Raw genomic sequence first — 18,254 nt, 5'->3', positions numbered from 1 at the left:
TAAATCGGCTAATTTTTTGTAAAGTAAAAATTTTACTTGCCAAAGGTTAAAAATGAATATAAATTCACATTAAATGAATAATTATTGAGTTGAGAAAAATGATATGCGCAGCACAGAGTTAGTCCAATGGTTTAGACAGTCCAGCCCTTATGTGAATATGCACCGTGGTAAAACCTTTGTGATTATGTTGGACGGTGATACTGTTGCTAGTCAAAATTTCATTAATATTATCAGTGATATAAGTCTGCTCCACAGTTTAGGTATTAAACTGGTTATCGTTTTTGGTGCACGCTATCAAATTAATGATTTGTTAATAAAGCATAATATTCAGCCGGCTTATCATAAAAATATCCGTATCACGGATAACCGCACATTGGAATTGGTAAAGCAGGCAGTTGGCAGTTTGCACTATGATATTACCGCCCGTTTATCTCTCCGTCCCGCGCATTCGCCGGTAATTAATGTGGTGAGCAGTAATTTTATTTTAGCTCAACCTATCGGCGTAGATGATGGTGTGGATTATATGCTAAGCGGTAAAATCCGCCGTATCGACGTGGATAGTATTCAACAACAATTAGATAAAGATTCCATCATATTAATCGGGCCCATAGCCCCTTCGGTCACAGGTGAAAATTTTAATTTACCTTTTGAAGAAGTGGCAACACAGTTGGCGATCAAATTAAAAGCAGAAAAATTGATCGGTTTTGCACCGGAACAAGGGATTTTAAATGAACAGGGGGAAGTGATTTCTGACTTGTTGCCGCAAGATGCCGATGTTTATCTGCAAAATCTTATCGGTAGCGGACAATATCACAGTTCGCAAGCCCGTTTTTTACAGGCGGCGATTGAAGCTTGTCGTTCCGGCGTGAAGCGTGCCCACTTATTGAGTTATGATGAAGACGGTTCCTTATTACAAGAATTATTCTCCCGCGACGGTATCGGCACGCAGCTTTCAATGGAAAGTTCGGAAGAAATCCGTATCGCCACAGTGCAGGATATTCCAGGGTTATTAGATCTGATTTATCCGTTGGAACAACAAGGTATTTTAGTAAAACGTTCCCGTGAACAGTTGGAAATGGAAATCGGCAATTACACGGTGATTGTTCGCGACGGCGTGATTATCGCCTGTGCGGCACTCAATACTTATATGGATGAAAAAATGGCGGAAATGGCATGTGTTGCCGTGCATCCGGCTTATCGTAATTCATCTCGCGGCGACATTTTATTAGAAGCCATTCAAAAACGTGCCCGCAATTTAGGCATCGAAAAACTCTTTGTGCTCACCACCCGCACAGTCCATTGGTTCCAAGAACGCGGATTCCGCTTAGCCGGAGTGGATGATTTGCCGGAGAAAAAACGCCGGCATTACAATTACCAACGACGTTCTAAAATTTTAATTCAGCCTTTAGATGAGATTTAATATCCGTTGAGTTTCACCCACGGTTAACCAACGGTGAAACCATTGGCTAAAACTTAATGCAATTCCAACAACACCAATACTTCATAATGACTTGAATGGGGAAACATATCGAATAATCGGATTTTCCGCATTTTGTAGTTTGTTAGGGATTTCAGATCCTGTCCCATTGTGACCGCATTGCAGCTTGAATAAAGCAAAAAGTGCGGTTGCATTTTGTTGAGAAATTTGCTTAATGCGTTGCCGATACCGCGACGGGGCGGGTTTACTATTACCAAATCCGGCGTTTGTTGTGTTTGGTTTAATGCAAAATTGGCACTGTCTAAGGATTGAAATTTGACATCTCTTAAACCGAGCAGCCGAGCAGATTGTGTAGCGCATTCAATGGCAGAAGGTGAAATTTCAATCCCTGTGAGCTTGATGATTTGATCGGGATGCTGAAGTTGCAACGCATTGGCACAATGCAAACCGAAACCGCCTACACCGCAGAACAGATCCCATAAGCGCATAATCGGCAGATTTTTGATCCAATCTTGTGCTGTTGCGTATAAATTGGAAGCCACGCTCGGATTGGTTTGGAAAAATCCCTGCGGACGGATAAACAATGGAATGTCATTAAAATTTTCTGCCAGCGTTTGCTGCTCCGTTAAGAAAATTTCCTGTTCCCCTTCCAAAATCGCTGCGTGTTGCGGTTGAATATTTAAACTTACCACTTTTAATTGCGGCACTTTTTTCATAAGACCGTTTAATTCCCGTTGTACTAAGGCTAAACGGCTATCGGAACGCACCACAAAACGAAGCATTAATTCGCCGCTAATTCGACTTTCTGTGAGCAAAATATATTTTAGTTCGCCACGCTGTTTTTTCACGTTATAAGGCACTAAACCTGCACGGGCAATAAAATCTTTCAGCACGTTGAAAATGTCTTGGAAATGAGTCGGATAGAGTAAACAATCCGTTAAATCAACCGCACTTGCAGGATCATTTGGATCCGCTAAAATGCCTAAAATAGGGCGTTCTACTACGCCGCTCACCACCATTTTTGCTTTATTGCGAAAGGCGGTGAGTGGTGATTGTTGTGTCGGAAGCCAGCTCAACTGCGAGCAATCCAAATTGCTTAATTGTTGTTTCAGATGTTGTGTTTTGTTAGTGAGTTGAGCATTATAGGGCAATTCAAGCCATTGGCAGGAACGGCAATTCCCCTTTTGATAATGTTCACAAGGAATGGCTATGTTCATTATGCTATCGCTGTCTGTGCTTTATGTTCCAGCCATTGCTGCTGAAGTGCGGTCAGTTTTGCCGAATTTTCCAGCCAACGGGGATGTTTTTCTAATTCTGACCAACTAGGTGATATTTTTTTAAATAAATCATTTAAACGTTGTTGGCGTAGAGCAGTTTGTTCTGCGGATTCTTGCGGTTTGAAATGATCTAATACTTGCACCACGCCCTCAGGTTCATTGCAAAGCAAAAGCAAATCACAACCGGCATTGAGCGATTTATGGCAACGTTGTACAAAATCCCCCATAAATCCAGCCCCTTTCATGCCTAAATCATCAGAGAAAATCGCACCTTTAAAGCCGAAACGTTGGCGTAGAATGGTTTTTAACCAATAATCGGAACCGCTGGCAGGTTGGCTGTCGCATTGGCTGTAAATCACATGTGCAGGCATCACCGCATCCAATAAGTTTTGAGCGATGAGTTGTTGGAACGGTTGAATATCTCGCTCAAAAATCACCGCACTTTCGCGATCATCAATAGGCGTTTCTAAATGGGAATCCGCAATAACGTGACCGTGACCGGGGAAATGTTTGCCGGTAGTTGCCATTCCTGCCTGCTTCATACCTTGAATAAATGCACCCGCCAAACGAATTGCCGGTTCGATATCATTGCTAAAACTGCGATCACCAATGGCTTTGCATTGATGACCGAGATCTAATACAGGTGCAAAACTCAGATCGATATCCAACGCCGTCATTTCTACCGCCATCAACCAACCGGCTTCCATAGCGGTTTGTTGTTGCAGTTGCGAATCGGAAATTAATTCGGCAAAAGATTGCATGGCGGGCAGTTGGGTAAATCCGTTGCGAAAACGTTGTACGCGACCGCCTTCTTGATCTACGGTGATCAACAACGGTTTTTTCACGCGTTGGCGGACGGATTTGATTAAAGCCTGAATCTGTTTGCGATCATAAAAATTACGGGTAAATAAAATCAAACCTGCCACCAAAGGGTGTTCCAATAATTCCACTTCTTCTTGGTTGAGTTCTTGGCCTTTGAGATCGATAAGTAAGGTTGACATAGTAATGCTCGATTATTTGAGTGCCATATACAAACGATAAATCATACTTTCGTTTGTGGGTTTGGTAAATTGCAAGGTGATTTTTTCTTTGGCTTGCAGGCGGAACGATTGGAATTGTTTATCTTGAACGCTGTCCGGTAATTGCGTGATGCCATTGGCATTATACCAAGTCACCAAATAATTAATCGACAATGCATAATCGCTGGTGTTGCGGATTGTTGCACTGCTGCTGTGCAATGACACATCCACATTCGGATTAAGTGTGGATTCGATATTTAAAATCGGCTTATTGGTGTGCACTAGATTCGGTTGACTGGAACAAGCCGCTAAAAGTGCGGTCAAAAATAGAAAAATTATTTTTTTCATCTTATTTTGCCAACATTCTGCCTAAAGGTTCGCCGCCCACTAAGTGCATGTGCAAGTGGAACACTTCCTGACCACCGTGTTTGTTACAGTTCACAATTAAACGATAGCCGTCTTCGGCAATGCCTTCTTGTTGAGCGAGTTTTGCCGCAACAGTAAATAAACGGCCTAATGCTAATTCATCTTGTTCTGTGGCATCGTTTACCGTTGGAATAATGTGATTCGGAATAATCAAAATATGAGTTTTAGCTTGTGGTGAAATGTCGTGGAATGCAGTCACTAATTCATCTTGATATACAATATCTGCAGGAATTTCTTTGCGGATGATTTTGCTGAAAATGGTTTCGGTTGCCATAATATTGTCCTTATTTTTTCTTAGTGAAATAAATGTGGTTGTTGTACCAAAATTTTAAAAAAATAGCAATTTTTTGTAATTATTGATTTAAGTCAATATATTAAAATATAACTCCGATAGGGGATAAAAAAAGTTGGCACGGGCTGTAAAAAGTCCTATAATTAAAAATATTTATAAATTATAAAATTTTTTTGAAGTATCTTAACGATACTTAAAGTTGAGACTAAATGTAAACCTTGAGTCTTATTAATTCTCTCTTAAATTGGAGGCATACAATGGAAAACAATGTGGACAACACAGTGATGTTAAAGCCTGCTGAGATGTCGCAAATCGGCGAAGACGTCGGTGTTTATAAAGCAACTAAAAAACAACTCCTTTCTTTCTATTCTGCAATTCCCGCCGGTGCATTTATCGCATTAGCTTTCATTTTTTATACTACCACACAAACCGCGGCAGGTTCGGCTCCTTGGGGGCTAACCAAATTGGTCGGCGGTTTGGTGTTTTCGTTGGGTGTGATTATGGTTGTGGTTTGCGGATCGGAATTATTTACCTCATCAACAATGACGACGGTTGCTCGTGCCAGCGGAAGAATTAATACGTTACAGATGTTACGTAACTGGTGCGTGGTGTATTTGGGTAACTTCGTCGGGGCGTTATTTATTGTGGCGGTGGTCTGGTTTGCCGGACAAACTATGGCGGCGAACGGTCAGTGGGGACTGACTATTTTAAATACCGCACAACATAAAATTCATCATACTTGGACTGAAGCGTTCTGTTTAGGTATTCTTTGTAACATCATGGTTTGTATCGCAGTATGGATGACTTACGCGGGTAAGACATTAACCGACAAAGCCTTTATTATGATGTTGCCGATCGCTTTATTTGTCGCTTCCGGTTTTGAACATAGCGTAGCGAATATGTTTATGATTCCGATGGGAATTATTACCGCACATTTCAGTTCACCGGAATTTTGGCAGGCAATCGGATTAAATCCTGAACAATATGCGGATTTAGATGTCTATCATTTTATAGTGAAGAATTTAATACCTGTCACCTTGGGTAATATTGTCGGTGGCGGTGTTTGTATTGCATTAGCGTTGTGGAATATTAACCGTCCGCATTAAACGCTAAAATTTGTTAGGTGTAACGGTATGTGGTTTATACCGTTACAAATTTTTATAGTTTTATTAAACAATGTAAGGATGTCAAAAAATGGCTCAATTAACTGAAGCTCAACAAAAAGCCTGGGAAGGGTTTGTCGGTGGTGACTGGCAAGAAAACGTAAATTTACGTGATTTCATTCAACAGAACTATACTCCTTATGAAGGCGACGAATCTTTTTTAGCGGGTGCAACAGATGCAACAACCACACTTTGGAACAAAGTAATGGAAGGCATCAAAATAGAAAACAAAACACACGAACCTTATGATTTCGATACTTCAAATCCATCAACTATTACTTCACACGCAGCGGGTTATATCATCAAAGATTTAGAAAAAATCGTTGGTTTACAAACTGATGCTCCGTTAAAACGTGCCATTATGCCGTTCGGCGGTATTAAAATGGTGGAAGGTTCTTGTAAAGTTTACGGTCGTGAATTAGATCCGCAAGTAAAACATATTTTTACCGAATACCGTAAAACACATAACCAGGGCGTATTCGACGTTTATACGCCGGATATTTTACGTTGCCGTAAATCAGGCGTATTAACAGGTTTACCGGATGCGTATGGTCGTGGCCGTATCATCGGTGACTATCGTCGTTTAGCCGTGTACGGTGCTGATTTCTTAATGAAAGATAAAGTACGTCAATTCAATTCGTTACAACCACGTTTGGAATCAGGCGAAGATCTTCAATTAACCATCCAATTACGTGAAGAAATCTCCGAACAACATCGTGCACTTGGTAAAATCAAAGAAATGGCTGCGAGCTATGGCTATGATGTGTCAGGACCGGCAACCAATGCACAGGAAGCGGTTCAATGGACTTACTTCGCTTATCTTGCGGCCGTTAAATCTCAAAACGGTGCGGCAATGTCATTCGGTCGTGTATCTTCATTCTTGGATATCTACATCGAACGTGACTTAAAAGCAGGCAAAATCACTGAAAAAGAAGCACAAGAATTAATCGACCATCTAGTTATGAAATTACGTATGGTTCGTTTCTTACGTACGCCTGAATACGATCAATTATTCTCCGGTGACCCTATCTGGGCAACTGAAACTTTAGCAGGTATGGGTTTAGACGGCCGTACTTTGGTTACTAAAAACAGCTTCCGTTTCTTAAATACCCTATACACAATGGGGCCGTCACCTGAACCGAACCTAACGATTCTTTGGTCAGAACAATTACCGGATGGTTTCAAACGTTACTGTGCGAAAGTATCTATTGATACTTCATCCGTACAATACGAAAACGATGACTTAATGCGTCCGGATTTCAATAACGATGACTACGCTATCGCTTGTTGTGTATCTCCGATGGTTGTGGGTAAACAAATGCAATTCTTCGGTGCTCGTGCAAACTTGGCGAAAACCATGCTTTACGCAATCAACGGCGGTATCGATGAAAAATTAGGTATGCAAGTGGGTCCTAAAACTGAGCCAATCAAAGATGAATATCTTGACTTTGACGATGTAATGACTCGTATGGACCATTTTATGGATTGGTTGGCAACTCAATATGTGACTGCGTTGAATATCATCCACTTTATGCACGATAAATATGCTTATGAAGCGGCATTAATGGCATTCCACGATCGTGACGTATTCCGTACGATGGCTTGCGGTATTGCGGGCCTTTCTGTTGCGGCGGATTCACTTTCAGCAATCAAATATGCGAAAGTTAGACCGGTTCGCGGCGATATCAAAGATAAAGACGGTAATGTAGTGGCAAGCAATGTGGCTATCGACTTTGAAATTGAAGGTGAATATCCGCAATTCGGTAACAACGACAGCCGTGTGGACGACATTGCAGTGGATTTAGTTGAACGTTTCATGAAAAAAATTCAAACGCACAAAACTTATCGCAATGCAACGCCGACTCAATCTGTTCTTACTATTACTTCTAACGTGGTATATGGTAAGAAAACAGGTAACACTCCGGATGGTCGTCGTGCCGGTGCTCCGTTCGGACCGGGTGCGAACCCAATGCACGGTCGTGATCAAAAAGGTGCGGTAGCCTCATTGACATCGGTGGCTAAACTGCCGTTTGCATACGCGAAAGACGGTATTTCATATACCTTCTCAATCGTACCAAACGCATTAGGTAAAGATTACGAAGCACAAAAACGTAACCTTGCAGGCTTAATGGACGGTTATTTCCACCACGAAGCCGAAGTGGAAGGCGGTCAACACTTGAATGTGAATGTCATGAACCGTGAAATGTTATTAGATGCGATGGAAAATCCGGAAAAATATCCGCAATTAACTATTCGCGTATCCGGTTACGCGGTACGTTTCAACTCTTTAACTAAAGAGCAACAACAAGATGTAATCACTCGTACATTTACACAAACTATGTAATGTAAAGTGAATTGAATACCATACCGCTCTCAAGAGCGGTATTTTTTTATCAATTTTTAATTCTTATTAGAGGAAAATCAAATTAAATATTTACTGAAATTTAACCAAAATCTACCGCACTTTAGCGAGTTTACAGAGCAAAGTGCGGTTTCTTTTTCCGAAGTTTTTCTGTATTATTATTCAACATATTCTTTTATTATATGAATAATCTTAATGAAACCGATTTTTCTTGAACTTCGACATCTTAAAACATTGCTGGCATTGAAGGAAACCGGCAGTGTTTCACAAGCGGCAAAGCGGGTGTATCTCACACAATCGGCACTATCTCACCAACTTAAATTTCTGGAAGAACAATATGATATGCCATTATTTGAGCGTAAAACTCAGCCGTTACGTTTCACCGCGGCTGGCGAACGTTTAATCCAACTGGCAAACGAGATTTTACCGAAAGTGATGGAAGCAGAACGGGATTTGGCACGTGTCAAACAAGGTGAGGCGGGGGAATTGCGTATTGCGGTGGAATGTCACACCTGTTTTGATTGGTTAATGCCTGCAATGGATTCTTTTCGTAGCCACTGGCCTTTAGTTGAACTGGATATTGTGTCCGGCTTCCATACGGATACCGTAGGCTTATTGCTGACTCATCGTGCAGATTGGGCTGTGGTGTCGGAAATTGAAGAAACACAAGGGATTATTCATAAACCGCTATTTTCTTATGAAATGGTGGGATTATGTGCTAAAGATCATCCGTTAGCTGATAAAGAAATTTGGGAAGCGGAAGATTTTATCGATCAAACCTGGATCACTTATCCTGTGCCCGATGATATGCTGGATTTATTACGCAAGGTACTTCAGCCTAAAGGCATTATGCCTAACCGCCGTACCAGTGAATTGACTATTGCGATTATTCAACTGGTTGCCAGTAAACGTGGTATTGCCTCCTTGCCTTACTGGGCTGCCAAACCTTATTTGGATCGCGGTTATGTGGTGGCGAAAAAAATTACCAAACAAGGGCTATACAGCAATTTATACGCCGCATTCCGTGAAAGTGATGCGAATGTCGCCTATATTGATGATTTTTATCAAACCGTGAAATCACAAAGTTTTGCCACATTGACAGGATTGTCGGTGTTGGAATCATAAAAATGGTTAAAAGTGCGGTAGAATTTTCAGATTTTTGGCATATTAAAAATATCTTAGCTTTCTTTTTTGTATTGTAATCATTATAATCAAATTAAATGACCGTTATGACCGTTTGGGGTATGAAGATGCAAAAAAGAGAAGAATCTATCTTGCAGCAGCTAAATTTGCAGGGCAAAGTGAATGTCAATGTATTAGCGGCAGAGCTTGGGGTTTCGGTAGAAACTATTCGCCGTGATTTAACTTATTTGGCGAAACAAGGCTTGCTCTATCGTGTGCATGGCGGTGCTGTTAGCCGTAAAACGAAAGATGTAGGGAGTTCTTTTCAAGCAAGGCAGCGTTCCAATTATGATGAAAAACATCGTATTGCAGAACAAGCTATGGAATATGTGTTTGAAGATGCTGTGATTGGACTTGATGCCAGTTCCACCAGCTGGCATTTTGCTCAACTTATTCCTGATATACCTTGTACTGTGGTGACTAATTCTATGCATAATATCACCGCATTAGTTAATAAAACTAATATAAAAACGATTGCCACCGGTGGTGTGTATTCGGCAAAATACGATGCTTTTTACGGCCCTTTATCTGAGCAATTATTACAGCGTTTGCATATTGATATTGGTATTTTTTCCTGCACCGGTTTAGACGAAAATGGCGCGTTATGGGAATCAAATGAATTAAATGCTTCATTAAAAAGAAAAATAATGGATGCTTCGGAACAAAAATTTTTATTATTGGATCATTCTAAATTTGGTAAAAGCAATTTAATTAAATTAGCTGATTTATCTCAACTGGATATTCTATTTACCAACCAACAACCCTCAAATTTGCTGAATAATTATTGCCACGAACATAATGTGCTATTAACCGTTTGCTAAAATTTATGACCGAAATGCCCGATTTGTCATTTTTAATATGCTAATCGGGCATTTTATTTGGTTATTTTTCTCTTTTTATGCCCGAATTTTGTGAACTCGGTCACAAATCTAACATTAAATTTAAAAATTTCTATTTTCTTTGCTTGTTTTAGTGAAAAATAATCTCAACGAAACGCAAGTTTCTAGTTGTTTAACTAAAAACTCAAATCAGAGAGGAAATAGATATGACACAATTTAAATCAACACCAGTAAAAATCGGTATTCGTCCTACTATTGATGGTCGTCGTATGGGCGTTCGTGAATCCCTTGAAGAACAAACCATGAATATGGCGGAGTCCGTTGCTCAACTATTGCAAACCCACATTCGTCATCCTGACGGTTCTTTTGTCGAATGTGTAATTGCAGATAGCACCATTGGTGGTGTAGCAGAAGCCGTTGCTTGTGCAGAAAAATTTAAACTTAATAATGTGGGAGCGGTGATTACCGTTACACCTTGTTGGTGCTATGGTTCAGAAACTATTGATATGGATCCGTTTATGCCAAAAGCCATTTGGGGTTTTAACGGTACAGAACGTCCGGGTGCCGTATATTTAGCGGCCGCTCTTGCGGGTCATTCTCAAATGGGCTTGCCGGCATTTTCAATTTATGGCACTGAAGTGCAGGAAGCCGACGACACGAGTATTCCTGAAGATGTAAAAGAAAAATTATTACGCTTTGCCCGTGCCGGTCTTGCGGTGGCAAATATTCGTGGTAAATCTTATTTATCTATCGGTTCAGTGTCTATGGGGATTGCAGGTTCAATCGTAAATCAACAATTCTTCCAAGAATACTTGGGTATGCGTAATGAATATGTGGATATGACCGAAATCAAACGTCGTTTAGATCGTGAAATTTATGATAAAGATGAAGTGGAATTGGCGTTGGCTTGGGTAAAACAATATTGTAAAGAAGGCATTGATGTTAATAATCCTGAATATCAACGTTCTGCCGACGAAAGAGCGAAACTTTGGGAAGATGTGGTGAAAATGACCATTATTGCTCGTGATTTAATGATAGGCAATCCAAAATTAGCCGAAATGAATTATGTGGAAGAATCAATGGGACACAATGCTATTGCCGCTGGTTTCCAAGGTCAACGTCAATGGACGGATCATTTACCAAATGGCGATTTTATGGAAGCTATTCTTAATTCTACTTACGACTGGAATGGGGTACGTCCACCACATATTTTGGCAACGGAAAACGATAGTTTAAATGGCGTGAATATGTTGTTTGGTAATCAGTTGACCGGTCAAGCACAAATTTTTGCCGATGTACGTACTTACTGGAGCCCTGAAGCTTGTGAGAAAGCCACCGGTTTTCGTCCGGAATCGGGCTTTATCCATCTTATTAACTCAGGTTCTGCCGCATTAGATGGTAGCGGTCAACATCAAGATCAAAACGGTAATCCGGTCATTAAACCAGCTTGGGAAGTCACAGAAGCTGACGGCCGACGTTGTTTAGAACATACTTCATGGTGCCCTGCGGTACATGAATATTTCCGTGGAGGCGGTTTATCTTCTCAATTTAACACTAAGGGCGGTATGCCGTTTACTATGCATCGTATCAATATTATTCGTGGTCTTGGTCCGGTGTTGCAAATTGCCGAAGGTTGGTCTATTGAATTACCTGCTGAGGCTCATGATATCTTGATGAAACGTACTAATGAAACTTGGCCTTGTACTTGGTTTGTGCCACGTCTGACAGGTACTGGTGCATTTACTGATGTGTATTCGGTGATGGCAAACTGGGGAGCGAACCACTGCGTAGCCACTTATGGTCACGTAGGTGCGGATTTAATTACCCTTGCGTCAATGTTACGTATTCCAGTGTGTATGCATAACGTGGCAGATAAAGATGTGTTCCGTCCAAGTGCATGGAATGGTTTTGGTCAAGACAAGGAAGGTCAGGATTATCGCGCTTGTGCTAACTTTGGACCATTGTATAAATAAGAGATTCTCCTAAGTCCCCTCTTTTAAAAGAGGGGATAGGGAGATTTAGGAGATGATTTACATGTCTTTAGTGCTTATTTTTGACTGCGGGGCAACCAATTTACGCACAATTGCCATCAATGAAAAAGGCAAAATTGTCGCTTCAAGCCATTTACCGAATGCCACTCATTTGGTGGCAGAAAATCCTGATTATCACATTTGGGATTTTGAAGAAATTTGGCAAAAATTAACATTCTGTGCGGATCAGACATTATCTGCACTCAAAAAACAACAAATTGATTTAAGTGAAATTGTCGGCATTTCCGTCACTACCTTTGGTGTGGACGGTGCACCCTTTGATAAAGACGGTAAGCAACTTTACCCGATTATTTCGTGGAAATGTCCGCGTACCATTTCTGTGATGGAAAATCTTTCGCACTATTTAGATGTGGAAAAGCTTTATCAACGCAACGGTATCGGGCAATACAGTTTTAATACACTCTTCAAATTACTTTGGTTAAAAGAAAATCAGCCGGAAGTATTTGCTCAAATGGATAAATGGGTGTTTATCTCATCAATGCTTAGCCAACGTTTAACTGGTGTGTTTACCACGGATCGCACTATGGCAGGTACATCTATGATGACCAATTTGACAACGCATGACTGGGACGACGAAGTGTTGAACATCTTAGGATTGAACAGTCAGCATTTTCCACCAATGGTCGATGCAGGCGAAAAAATTGGGCAATTATCGACCGCACTTTGCGAACGTTTCGGCTTAAATCCTGTTCCTGTGATTTCTTGCGGGCATGATACACAGTTTGCGGTATTCGGTTCGGGAGCCAGTTTAAATCAACCGGTATTAAGTTCGGGCACGTGGGAAATTTTAATGGCGAGAACGCAAACCGCATCTCCGCATTTTGAATTTATTTCGCAAGGTTTAACCACTGAATTTGATGTTCAAGCCAACTGCTTTAATCCTGCGGTGCAATGGGTTGGTTCAGGCATTATGGAATGGATTGGCAAAATGTTCTTTGCTGATGTAGTCGGCACCGACCAATATTATTCAACTATGATCAGCGAAGGGGAAGCTGCTTCACAAAGTGCGGTCAATTTTCAAGGTGTTTTGGGGCAATTAGGGCAAGGTGAGATCGCAGGGCTTTCCATGTTCTCAACTCGTGGTGAGATTTATCGTGCCGCCCTTTTCTATATGGCTAATCAACTAAAAAACGGCTTGCAAGTGTTGCAACAAATAAGTCAATTTAAAGCCGACAGCATCATTTGTGTAGGCGGTGGTTCAAAAAATCGTTTATGGAATCAAATTCGAGCGGATGTGTTGGGCTTACCTATCGACGTCGTTGATGTGGCAGAAAGTACCGTGTTGGGTGCTGCGATGTTTACCTTTACCGGAGTAGGCGTGTATGCCGATAACCAAGCCGCTCAACAAGCGATGAAACCTGAAAAAATGAGAATTTTACCAAAAGGAGAACCACAATGTTAAAAGGAATCCACCCTGCAATTTCACCGGAATTATTGAAAATACTTGCAGAAATGGGACATGGCGATGAACTGGTTTTGTCTGATGCCCACTTTCCTGCACATCAACTCCATCCCAAAGTGATCCGTGCTGACGGCATTGGTGTTGACACTTTATTAACTGGTATCAGTCCATTATTTGAATTTGATGCCTATGTGGAAGCACCGCTTATTATGATGCAGGCCGTTACTGGAGATACTTTAGATCCTAGTGTGGAAGCCCGTTATTTGGCAGCAATTAAAAGTGCGGTGGAAATTGTACCAAATTTAGAACGCATTGAACGGTTCGCTTTTTATGAACGTGCAAAACAAGCCTATGCTGTGGTAATTACCGGAGAAACCGCTAAATACGGCAATATTATTATCAAAAAAGGTGTTACGCCTATTAAATAAATTTTTAAATTAGAGGTAAATAAAATGAGTAATCGTAAAGCATTATCCAGAAAAATTATTGATACTTGTCTTGAAATGACCAGACTTGGTTTAAATCAAGGTACCGCAGGTAATGTCAGCGTACGTTATCAAAACGGTATGTTAATCACTCCAACAGGCACACCTTATGAATTATTGACGGAAGATTCAATCGTGTATGTGGATAAACACGGTAAACACGAAGAGGGCAAATTGCCGTCTAGCGAATGGCAATTCCATTTGGCCGCATATGAAGCACGCAATGATGTGGATGCTGTAGTGCATAATCATGCCTTAAACTGTGCGGCATTATCAATTTTAGAAAGACCGATTCCGGCCATTCACTACATGATTGCGGTCGGCGGTACTGATCATATTCCTTGTGTGCCTTATGCCACTTTCGGTACTCATAAATTAGCGGATTATGTGCGTGAAGGCATTAAAGAAAGTAAAGCCATTTTACTTGCTCATCACGGCTTAATCGCTGCCGATCAAAATTTAGATAAAGCTCTATGGCTGGCACACGAAGTGGAAGTGTTAGCAAGCTGGTATTTAAAATTACTTGCCACCGGCTTAGAAATTCCGTTACTACCAAAAGAAGAAATGAAAGTTGTATTAGAAAAATTTAAATCTTATGGTTTGCGTATAGAAGAATAAATTGATTACTGACTCGATATTTTAGAAGGAAAATCGTATGACAGCAAAAGTTCTTGAGAAAAAATATGTTGTGCCATTTATTCTAATCACCAGTTTATTTGCTTTATGGGGATTTGCGAATGATATAACCAATCCGATGGTGGCAGTGTTCCAAACTGTAATGGAAATACCTGCTTCTGAAGCTGCATTAGTGCAATTTGCGTTTTATGGTGGTTACGGTACCATGGCAATTCCTGCCGCTTTATTCGCTAGCCGTTATAGTTATAAAGCGGGGATTATGTTAGGTCTTGTACTATATGCTATCGGTGCATTTTTATTTTGGCCTGCGGCTAAATATGAAGTGTTCACGTTCTTCTTATTTTCACTTTATATTTTAACCTTCGGGCTTGCGTTCCTCGAAACCACTGCAAACCCGTATATTTTAGCCATGGGCGATCCGCAAACTGCAACACGTCGTTTGAACTTTGCACAATCGTTTAACCCGTTGGGTTCGATTACCGGAATGTTCGTTGCTTCACAATTGGTGCTCACTAATTTGGAATCTGATAAACGTGATGCGGCGGGAAATCTCATTTTCTCTACCTTATCAGAAGCGGAAAAAGCGGGCGTTCGTACCCATGATTTAGCTGAAATTCGTGATCCTTATATTGCATTAGGTTTTGTGGTTGTGGCGGTATTAGTCATTATTGCATTCTACAAAATGCCTGCTGTAAAAGTGGAAGAAGGTAATAAAATCTCCTTGGGTGAAGCATTTAGTCGCTTAATTAAAAATGCCAAATATCGTGAAGGTGTGATTGCCCAAGTGTTCTATGTAGGCGTGCAAATTATGTGCTGGACATTCATTGTGCAATACGCAGAACGTTTAGGTTTCACTAAGGCAGAAGGACAAAACTTCAATATTATTGCTATGACTATCTTTATCTGTAGTCGTTTTATCAGCACCAGTTTAATGAAATATCTCAAAGCTGAATTTATGTTATTACTTTTCGCAATAGGCGGTTTCTTCAGTATCTTAGGGGTTATTTTCATTGACGGCGTGTGGGGCTTATACTGCTTAATTTTAACATCAGGCTTCATGTCCTTAATGTTCCCGACTATCTACGGTATTGCATTAAACGGCTTAAAAGAAGAATCGGCCTTAGGTGCGGCCGGTCTTGTAATGGCTATCGTGGGTGGTGCATTGATGCCACCGTTACAAGGCTCTATCATTGACCAAGGCGTAGTTGCCGGCTTACCCGCAGTGAACGCATCATTTGTTCTTCCTCTTATCTGTTTCGTCGTTATCGCAATCTACGGTTACAGAAGCTGGAAAGTTTTAAAATAAACAAAACAACATAAGGCGGTGATTTGATTACCGCCTTATTAACGAATCATAAAAAATAAAATTAAGGAGTTATACAATGGCAAATCGAATGATTTTGAATGAAACCAGTTATCACGGTAAAGGTGCGATTGAGCATATCGTCCATGAAGTGAAAAGTCGTGGTTTTAAAAAAGGTTTAATTGTCACGGATAAGGACTTGATCAAGTTTAAAGTAGCTGAAAAAGTGACCGCACTTTTAGATGCAGCAGGACTTGATTATGAGATTTTTGATGAAGTGAAAGCCAATCCAAGTGTTGATGTCATTAAAACGGGTGTGGCAAAATTCAAAGCCGCAGACGCTGATTATATGATCGCTATCGGCGGAGGTTCGCCGATTGATAGTGCCAAAGCAATTGGTATTATTACCAATAATCCGGAATTTAGCGATGTGCTTTCACTCGAAGGCGTTGCCCCGACTCGCCAAAAATGCGTACCGATTATTGCCGTACCAACTACCGCAGGTACTGCAGCGGAAGTCACTATTAACTATGTGATTACCGATGAAGAGAAAAAACGCAAGTTTGTTTGTGTGGATGTGCATGATGTGCCCGCTATTGCCATCGTTGATCCTGATATGATGGCAAGCATGCCAAAAGGTTTAACCGCTGCAACCGGTATGGATGCACTCACTCATGCAATTGAGGGTTATATCACCAAAGGAGCCTGGGAACTTACCGATGCACTGCATTTAAAAGCCATTGAAATTATTTCTCGTAGCTTGCGTGGTGCGGTAGATAACACAGCTGAAGGTCGTGAAGGTATGGCTCTTGGTCAATATGTAGCTGGTATGGGGTTCTCTAATGTAGGCTTAGGCGTGGTACATGGCATGGCACATCCACTTTCTGCTTATTATGACACGCCACATGGCATTGCCAATGCAGTGTTATTGCCCTATGTAATGGAATTTAATAAAGATTATACTGGCGAAAAATACCGTGAAATTGCACGGGCAATGGGCGTTAAAGGCGTTGATGAAATGACTCAGGCTGAATATCGTCAAGCTGCGGTTGATGCCGTTACGCAATTAGCACGAGATGTTCAGATCCCACAAAAACTCTCTGCGATCGGTGTGAAAGAAGAGGATTTGGCCGCACTTTCTGTTGAGGCATTTAATGATGTATGCACACCGGGTAATCCGAGAGACTGCACCGCAGAGGATATTTTAGCAGTGTATAAAGCTGCGTTTTAAACCGTATAAAATATCTCCGGTCAGAATAGTTGAGAATTTGGCTAATACCTTATATGATTAAGGCATTAGCCAATTTTTTTATAAAACAACATTTATGATAACAACATCACCCATCAAAGCCGCAGCAAAAGCGGCGTTCCCTTATTCCGCTCCTATGATTGCAGGATTTTTATTCTTAGGCGTGTCCTATGGTATCTATATGAAGGCACTTGGCTTTAGCGTGTGGTATCCGGTAGCGATGGCGACGTTGATTTATGCGGGCTCGGTGGAATTTATTGTGGCAACTTCCTTAATTGCTCCTTTTGCACCGCTTAGTGTGTTATTAGTGTGCTTAATGGTCAGCGGACGGCAGATTTTTTACGGTATTTCAATGTTGGAAAAATACGGTGCACAAAACGGCAAAAAACGCTGGTATCTCATCATTGGATTGGTTGATGAAGCTTTTTCATTGAATTATATGGCAAAAATCCCACCTCACATTGATAAGGGCTGGTATATGTTTTTCGTTACCTTGTATTTACAGATTTATTGGGTGAGCGGAGCCGCATTAGGTAATTTATTTGGTGCGATTTTGCCTTTTAGTTTAAAAGGCGTGGAATTTGCCATGACCGCCTTATTTATTATTATTTTTGCAGAAAACTGGATGAAAGAAAAATCCCACGAAAGCTCATTGTTAGGCTTAGGTGTGGCATTATGCTGCTTGGTTTTTGTGGGGAAAGAACAATTTTTAATTCCTACATTAATCGTGATTTGGTTGATTTTAACTTTACGCCGACAAAAATTAGCCGGTAAACTGGAGCGTTTAGAATGACTTTAACGCAAGAAATCATTACTATTGCAATGGGAGTCATAGGCGTGCATCTGTGTCGCTTGTTGCCGTTTTGGGTATTTCCCGCTAATCGCCCGATTCCCGAATATATCCGCTATCTCGGCAAAGTGCTGCCCGCAGCGATGTTTGGAATGTTGGTAATTTACTGCTACAAAAATATTGATGTGCTGCAAGGCTATCGTGGTGCACCGGATTTTATTGCCGGTGTCGTCACCCTGGCCTTGCATTTTTGGCAGAAAAATATGTTTCTTTCCATGGCGGTAGGAACAGGACTTTATATATGGCTGGTGCAGGCGGTGTTTGTGTCATAAGGAGCGTT

Annotated in this window: 17 protein-coding genes; 13 read left to right on the top strand and 4 right to left on the bottom strand. The window is 41.0% G+C overall.

Annotation, left to right across the window (positions count from 1 at the left end; all coding sequences use genetic code 11):
* The first annotated feature begins 103 nt into the window (after positions 1-103).
* On the top strand, positions 104-1,420 hold the full coding sequence (gene argA / locus EDC44_RS02370; protein ID WP_131975002.1) for an amino-acid N-acetyltransferase: 1,317 nt from the start codon (positions 104-106) through the stop codon (positions 1,418-1,420).
* Positions 1,421-1,473: 53 nt separating this feature from the next.
* Here argA and rlmC read toward each other — a convergent pair whose 3' ends face one another.
* The 4 genes from rlmC to hinT are packed head-to-tail and all read right to left on the bottom strand — an operon-like array spanning position 1,474 to position 4,434.
* Positions 1,474-2,655 carry a 23S rRNA (uracil(747)-C(5))-methyltransferase RlmC gene (gene rlmC / locus EDC44_RS02365; RefSeq protein ID WP_131975000.1) on the bottom strand — a complete coding sequence of 394 codons (1,182 nt, stop codon included), beginning with the start codon at positions 2,653-2,655 and terminating at the stop codon, positions 1,474-1,476.
* A complete protein-coding gene (nagZ, locus tag EDC44_RS02360) occupies positions 2,655-3,716 on the bottom strand; it encodes a beta-N-acetylhexosaminidase (RefSeq protein ID WP_131974998.1) in 1,062 nt (353 codons plus the stop codon). Before nagZ ends, rlmC begins: the two co-directional genes overlap by 1 nt.
* 12 nt (positions 3,717-3,728) lie before the next feature.
* Complete coding sequence (locus tag EDC44_RS02355; protein WP_131974996.1) at positions 3,729-4,082, bottom strand: DUF1425 domain-containing protein; 354 nt, start codon at positions 4,080-4,082, stop codon at positions 3,729-3,731.
* A gap of 1 nt (position 4,083) precedes the next feature.
* On the bottom strand, positions 4,084-4,434 hold the full coding sequence (gene hinT, locus EDC44_RS02350) for a purine nucleoside phosphoramidase (RefSeq protein ID WP_131974994.1): 351 nt from the start codon (positions 4,432-4,434) through the stop codon (positions 4,084-4,086).
* A gap of 275 nt (positions 4,435-4,709) precedes the next feature.
* Here hinT and focA point away from each other — a divergent pair, with 275 nt between their 5' ends.
* The 12 genes from focA (at position 4,710) to EDC44_RS02290 (ending at position 18,246) form a co-directional block, all read left to right on the top strand.
* Positions 4,710-5,558, top strand: a complete 849-nt coding sequence (gene focA / locus EDC44_RS02345) for a formate transporter FocA (RefSeq protein WP_131974992.1) — start codon at positions 4,710-4,712, stop codon at positions 5,556-5,558.
* 88 nt (positions 5,559-5,646) lie between these two features.
* On the top strand, positions 5,647-7,959 hold the full coding sequence (pflB, locus tag EDC44_RS02340; RefSeq protein WP_131974990.1) for a formate C-acetyltransferase: 2,313 nt from the start codon (positions 5,647-5,649) through the stop codon (positions 7,957-7,959).
* 213 nt (positions 7,960-8,172) lie between these two features.
* Positions 8,173-9,102, top strand: a complete 930-nt coding sequence (locus EDC44_RS02335; RefSeq protein ID WP_131974988.1) for a LysR family transcriptional regulator — start codon at positions 8,173-8,175, stop codon at positions 9,100-9,102.
* Positions 9,103-9,227: 125 nt separating this feature from the next.
* Positions 9,228-9,980: a DeoR/GlpR family DNA-binding transcription regulator gene (locus EDC44_RS02330; RefSeq protein ID WP_131974986.1), complete on the top strand. Its 753-nt coding sequence runs from the start codon at positions 9,228-9,230 to the stop codon at positions 9,978-9,980.
* A gap of 224 nt (positions 9,981-10,204) precedes the next feature.
* On the top strand, positions 10,205-11,971 hold the full coding sequence (gene fucI, locus EDC44_RS02325; protein ID WP_131974984.1) for an L-fucose isomerase: 1,767 nt from the start codon (positions 10,205-10,207) through the stop codon (positions 11,969-11,971).
* A gap of 61 nt (positions 11,972-12,032) precedes the next feature.
* Complete coding sequence (gene fucK, locus EDC44_RS02320; protein ID WP_131974982.1) at positions 12,033-13,451, top strand: L-fuculokinase; 1,419 nt, start codon at positions 12,033-12,035, stop codon at positions 13,449-13,451.
* Entirely contained in the window at positions 13,445-13,879 is a 435-nt protein-coding gene (fucU, locus tag EDC44_RS02315; RefSeq protein ID WP_131974980.1) for an L-fucose mutarotase, read from the top strand. Before fucK ends, fucU begins: the two co-directional genes overlap by 7 nt.
* Positions 13,880-13,903: 24 nt before the next feature.
* On the top strand, positions 13,904-14,554 hold the full coding sequence (gene fucA / locus EDC44_RS02310) for an L-fuculose-phosphate aldolase (protein ID WP_131974978.1): 651 nt from the start codon (positions 13,904-13,906) through the stop codon (positions 14,552-14,554).
* Between the two features lie 37 nt (positions 14,555-14,591).
* Positions 14,592-15,878: an L-fucose:H+ symporter permease gene (fucP, locus tag EDC44_RS02305; RefSeq protein WP_131974976.1), complete on the top strand. Its 1,287-nt coding sequence runs from the start codon at positions 14,592-14,594 to the stop codon at positions 15,876-15,878.
* Positions 15,879-15,954: 76 nt separating this feature from the next.
* A complete protein-coding gene (gene fucO / locus EDC44_RS02300) occupies positions 15,955-17,106 on the top strand; it encodes a lactaldehyde reductase (RefSeq protein ID WP_131974974.1) in 1,152 nt (383 codons plus the stop codon).
* Between the two features lie 94 nt (positions 17,107-17,200).
* Positions 17,201-17,917, top strand: coding sequence for an azaleucine resistance protein AzlC (azlC, locus tag EDC44_RS02295; protein WP_131974972.1), 717 nt, complete (start codon positions 17,201-17,203; stop codon positions 17,915-17,917).
* Positions 17,914-18,246 (top strand): branched-chain amino acid transporter permease, encoded by a 333-nt coding sequence (locus tag EDC44_RS02290; RefSeq protein ID WP_131974970.1) that lies wholly within the window; start codon positions 17,914-17,916, stop codon positions 18,244-18,246. Before azlC ends, EDC44_RS02290 begins: the two co-directional genes overlap by 4 nt.
* Positions 18,247-18,254 lie beyond the last annotated feature (8 nt).

It is taken from the genome of Cricetibacter osteomyelitidis, from assembly GCF_004340985.1.
GTDB lineage: Bacteria > Pseudomonadota > Gammaproteobacteria > Enterobacterales > Pasteurellaceae > Cricetibacter > Cricetibacter osteomyelitidis.
This window is presented reverse-complemented; position numbering and strand designations above follow the sequence as displayed.

What these genes read in the sequence shown, in the direction of transcription:
- argA (WP_131975002.1), top strand. Translation starts at nt 104, where the DNA reads ATGCGCAGCACAGAGTTAGTCCAATGGTTTAGACAGTCCAGCCCTTAT.
- rlmC (WP_131975000.1), bottom strand. Translation starts at nt 2,655, where the DNA reads ATGAACATAGCCATTCCTTGTGAACATTATCAAAAGGGGAATTGCCGT.
- nagZ (WP_131974998.1), bottom strand. Translation starts at nt 3,716, where the DNA reads ATGTCAACCTTACTTATCGATCTCAAAGGCCAAGAACTCAACCAAGAA.
- EDC44_RS02355 (WP_131974996.1), bottom strand. Translation starts at nt 4,082, where the DNA reads ATGAAAAAAATAATTTTTCTATTTTTGACCGCACTTTTAGCGGCTTGT.
- hinT (WP_131974994.1), bottom strand. Translation starts at nt 4,434, where the DNA reads ATGGCAACCGAAACCATTTTCAGCAAAATCATCCGCAAAGAAATTCCT.
- focA (WP_131974992.1), top strand. Translation starts at nt 4,710, where the DNA reads ATGGAAAACAATGTGGACAACACAGTGATGTTAAAGCCTGCTGAGATG.
- pflB (WP_131974990.1), top strand. Translation starts at nt 5,647, where the DNA reads ATGGCTCAATTAACTGAAGCTCAACAAAAAGCCTGGGAAGGGTTTGTC.
- EDC44_RS02335 (WP_131974988.1), top strand. Translation starts at nt 8,173, where the DNA reads ATGAAACCGATTTTTCTTGAACTTCGACATCTTAAAACATTGCTGGCA.
- EDC44_RS02330 (WP_131974986.1), top strand. Translation starts at nt 9,228, where the DNA reads ATGCAAAAAAGAGAAGAATCTATCTTGCAGCAGCTAAATTTGCAGGGC.
- fucI (WP_131974984.1), top strand. Translation starts at nt 10,205, where the DNA reads ATGACACAATTTAAATCAACACCAGTAAAAATCGGTATTCGTCCTACT.
- fucK (WP_131974982.1), top strand. Translation starts at nt 12,033, where the DNA reads ATGTCTTTAGTGCTTATTTTTGACTGCGGGGCAACCAATTTACGCACA.
- fucU (WP_131974980.1), top strand. Translation starts at nt 13,445, where the DNA reads ATGTTAAAAGGAATCCACCCTGCAATTTCACCGGAATTATTGAAAATA.
- fucA (WP_131974978.1), top strand. Translation starts at nt 13,904, where the DNA reads ATGAGTAATCGTAAAGCATTATCCAGAAAAATTATTGATACTTGTCTT.
- fucP (WP_131974976.1), top strand. Translation starts at nt 14,592, where the DNA reads ATGACAGCAAAAGTTCTTGAGAAAAAATATGTTGTGCCATTTATTCTA.
- fucO (WP_131974974.1), top strand. Translation starts at nt 15,955, where the DNA reads ATGGCAAATCGAATGATTTTGAATGAAACCAGTTATCACGGTAAAGGT.
- azlC (WP_131974972.1), top strand. Translation starts at nt 17,201, where the DNA reads ATGATAACAACATCACCCATCAAAGCCGCAGCAAAAGCGGCGTTCCCT.
- EDC44_RS02290 (WP_131974970.1), top strand. Translation starts at nt 17,914, where the DNA reads ATGACTTTAACGCAAGAAATCATTACTATTGCAATGGGAGTCATAGGC.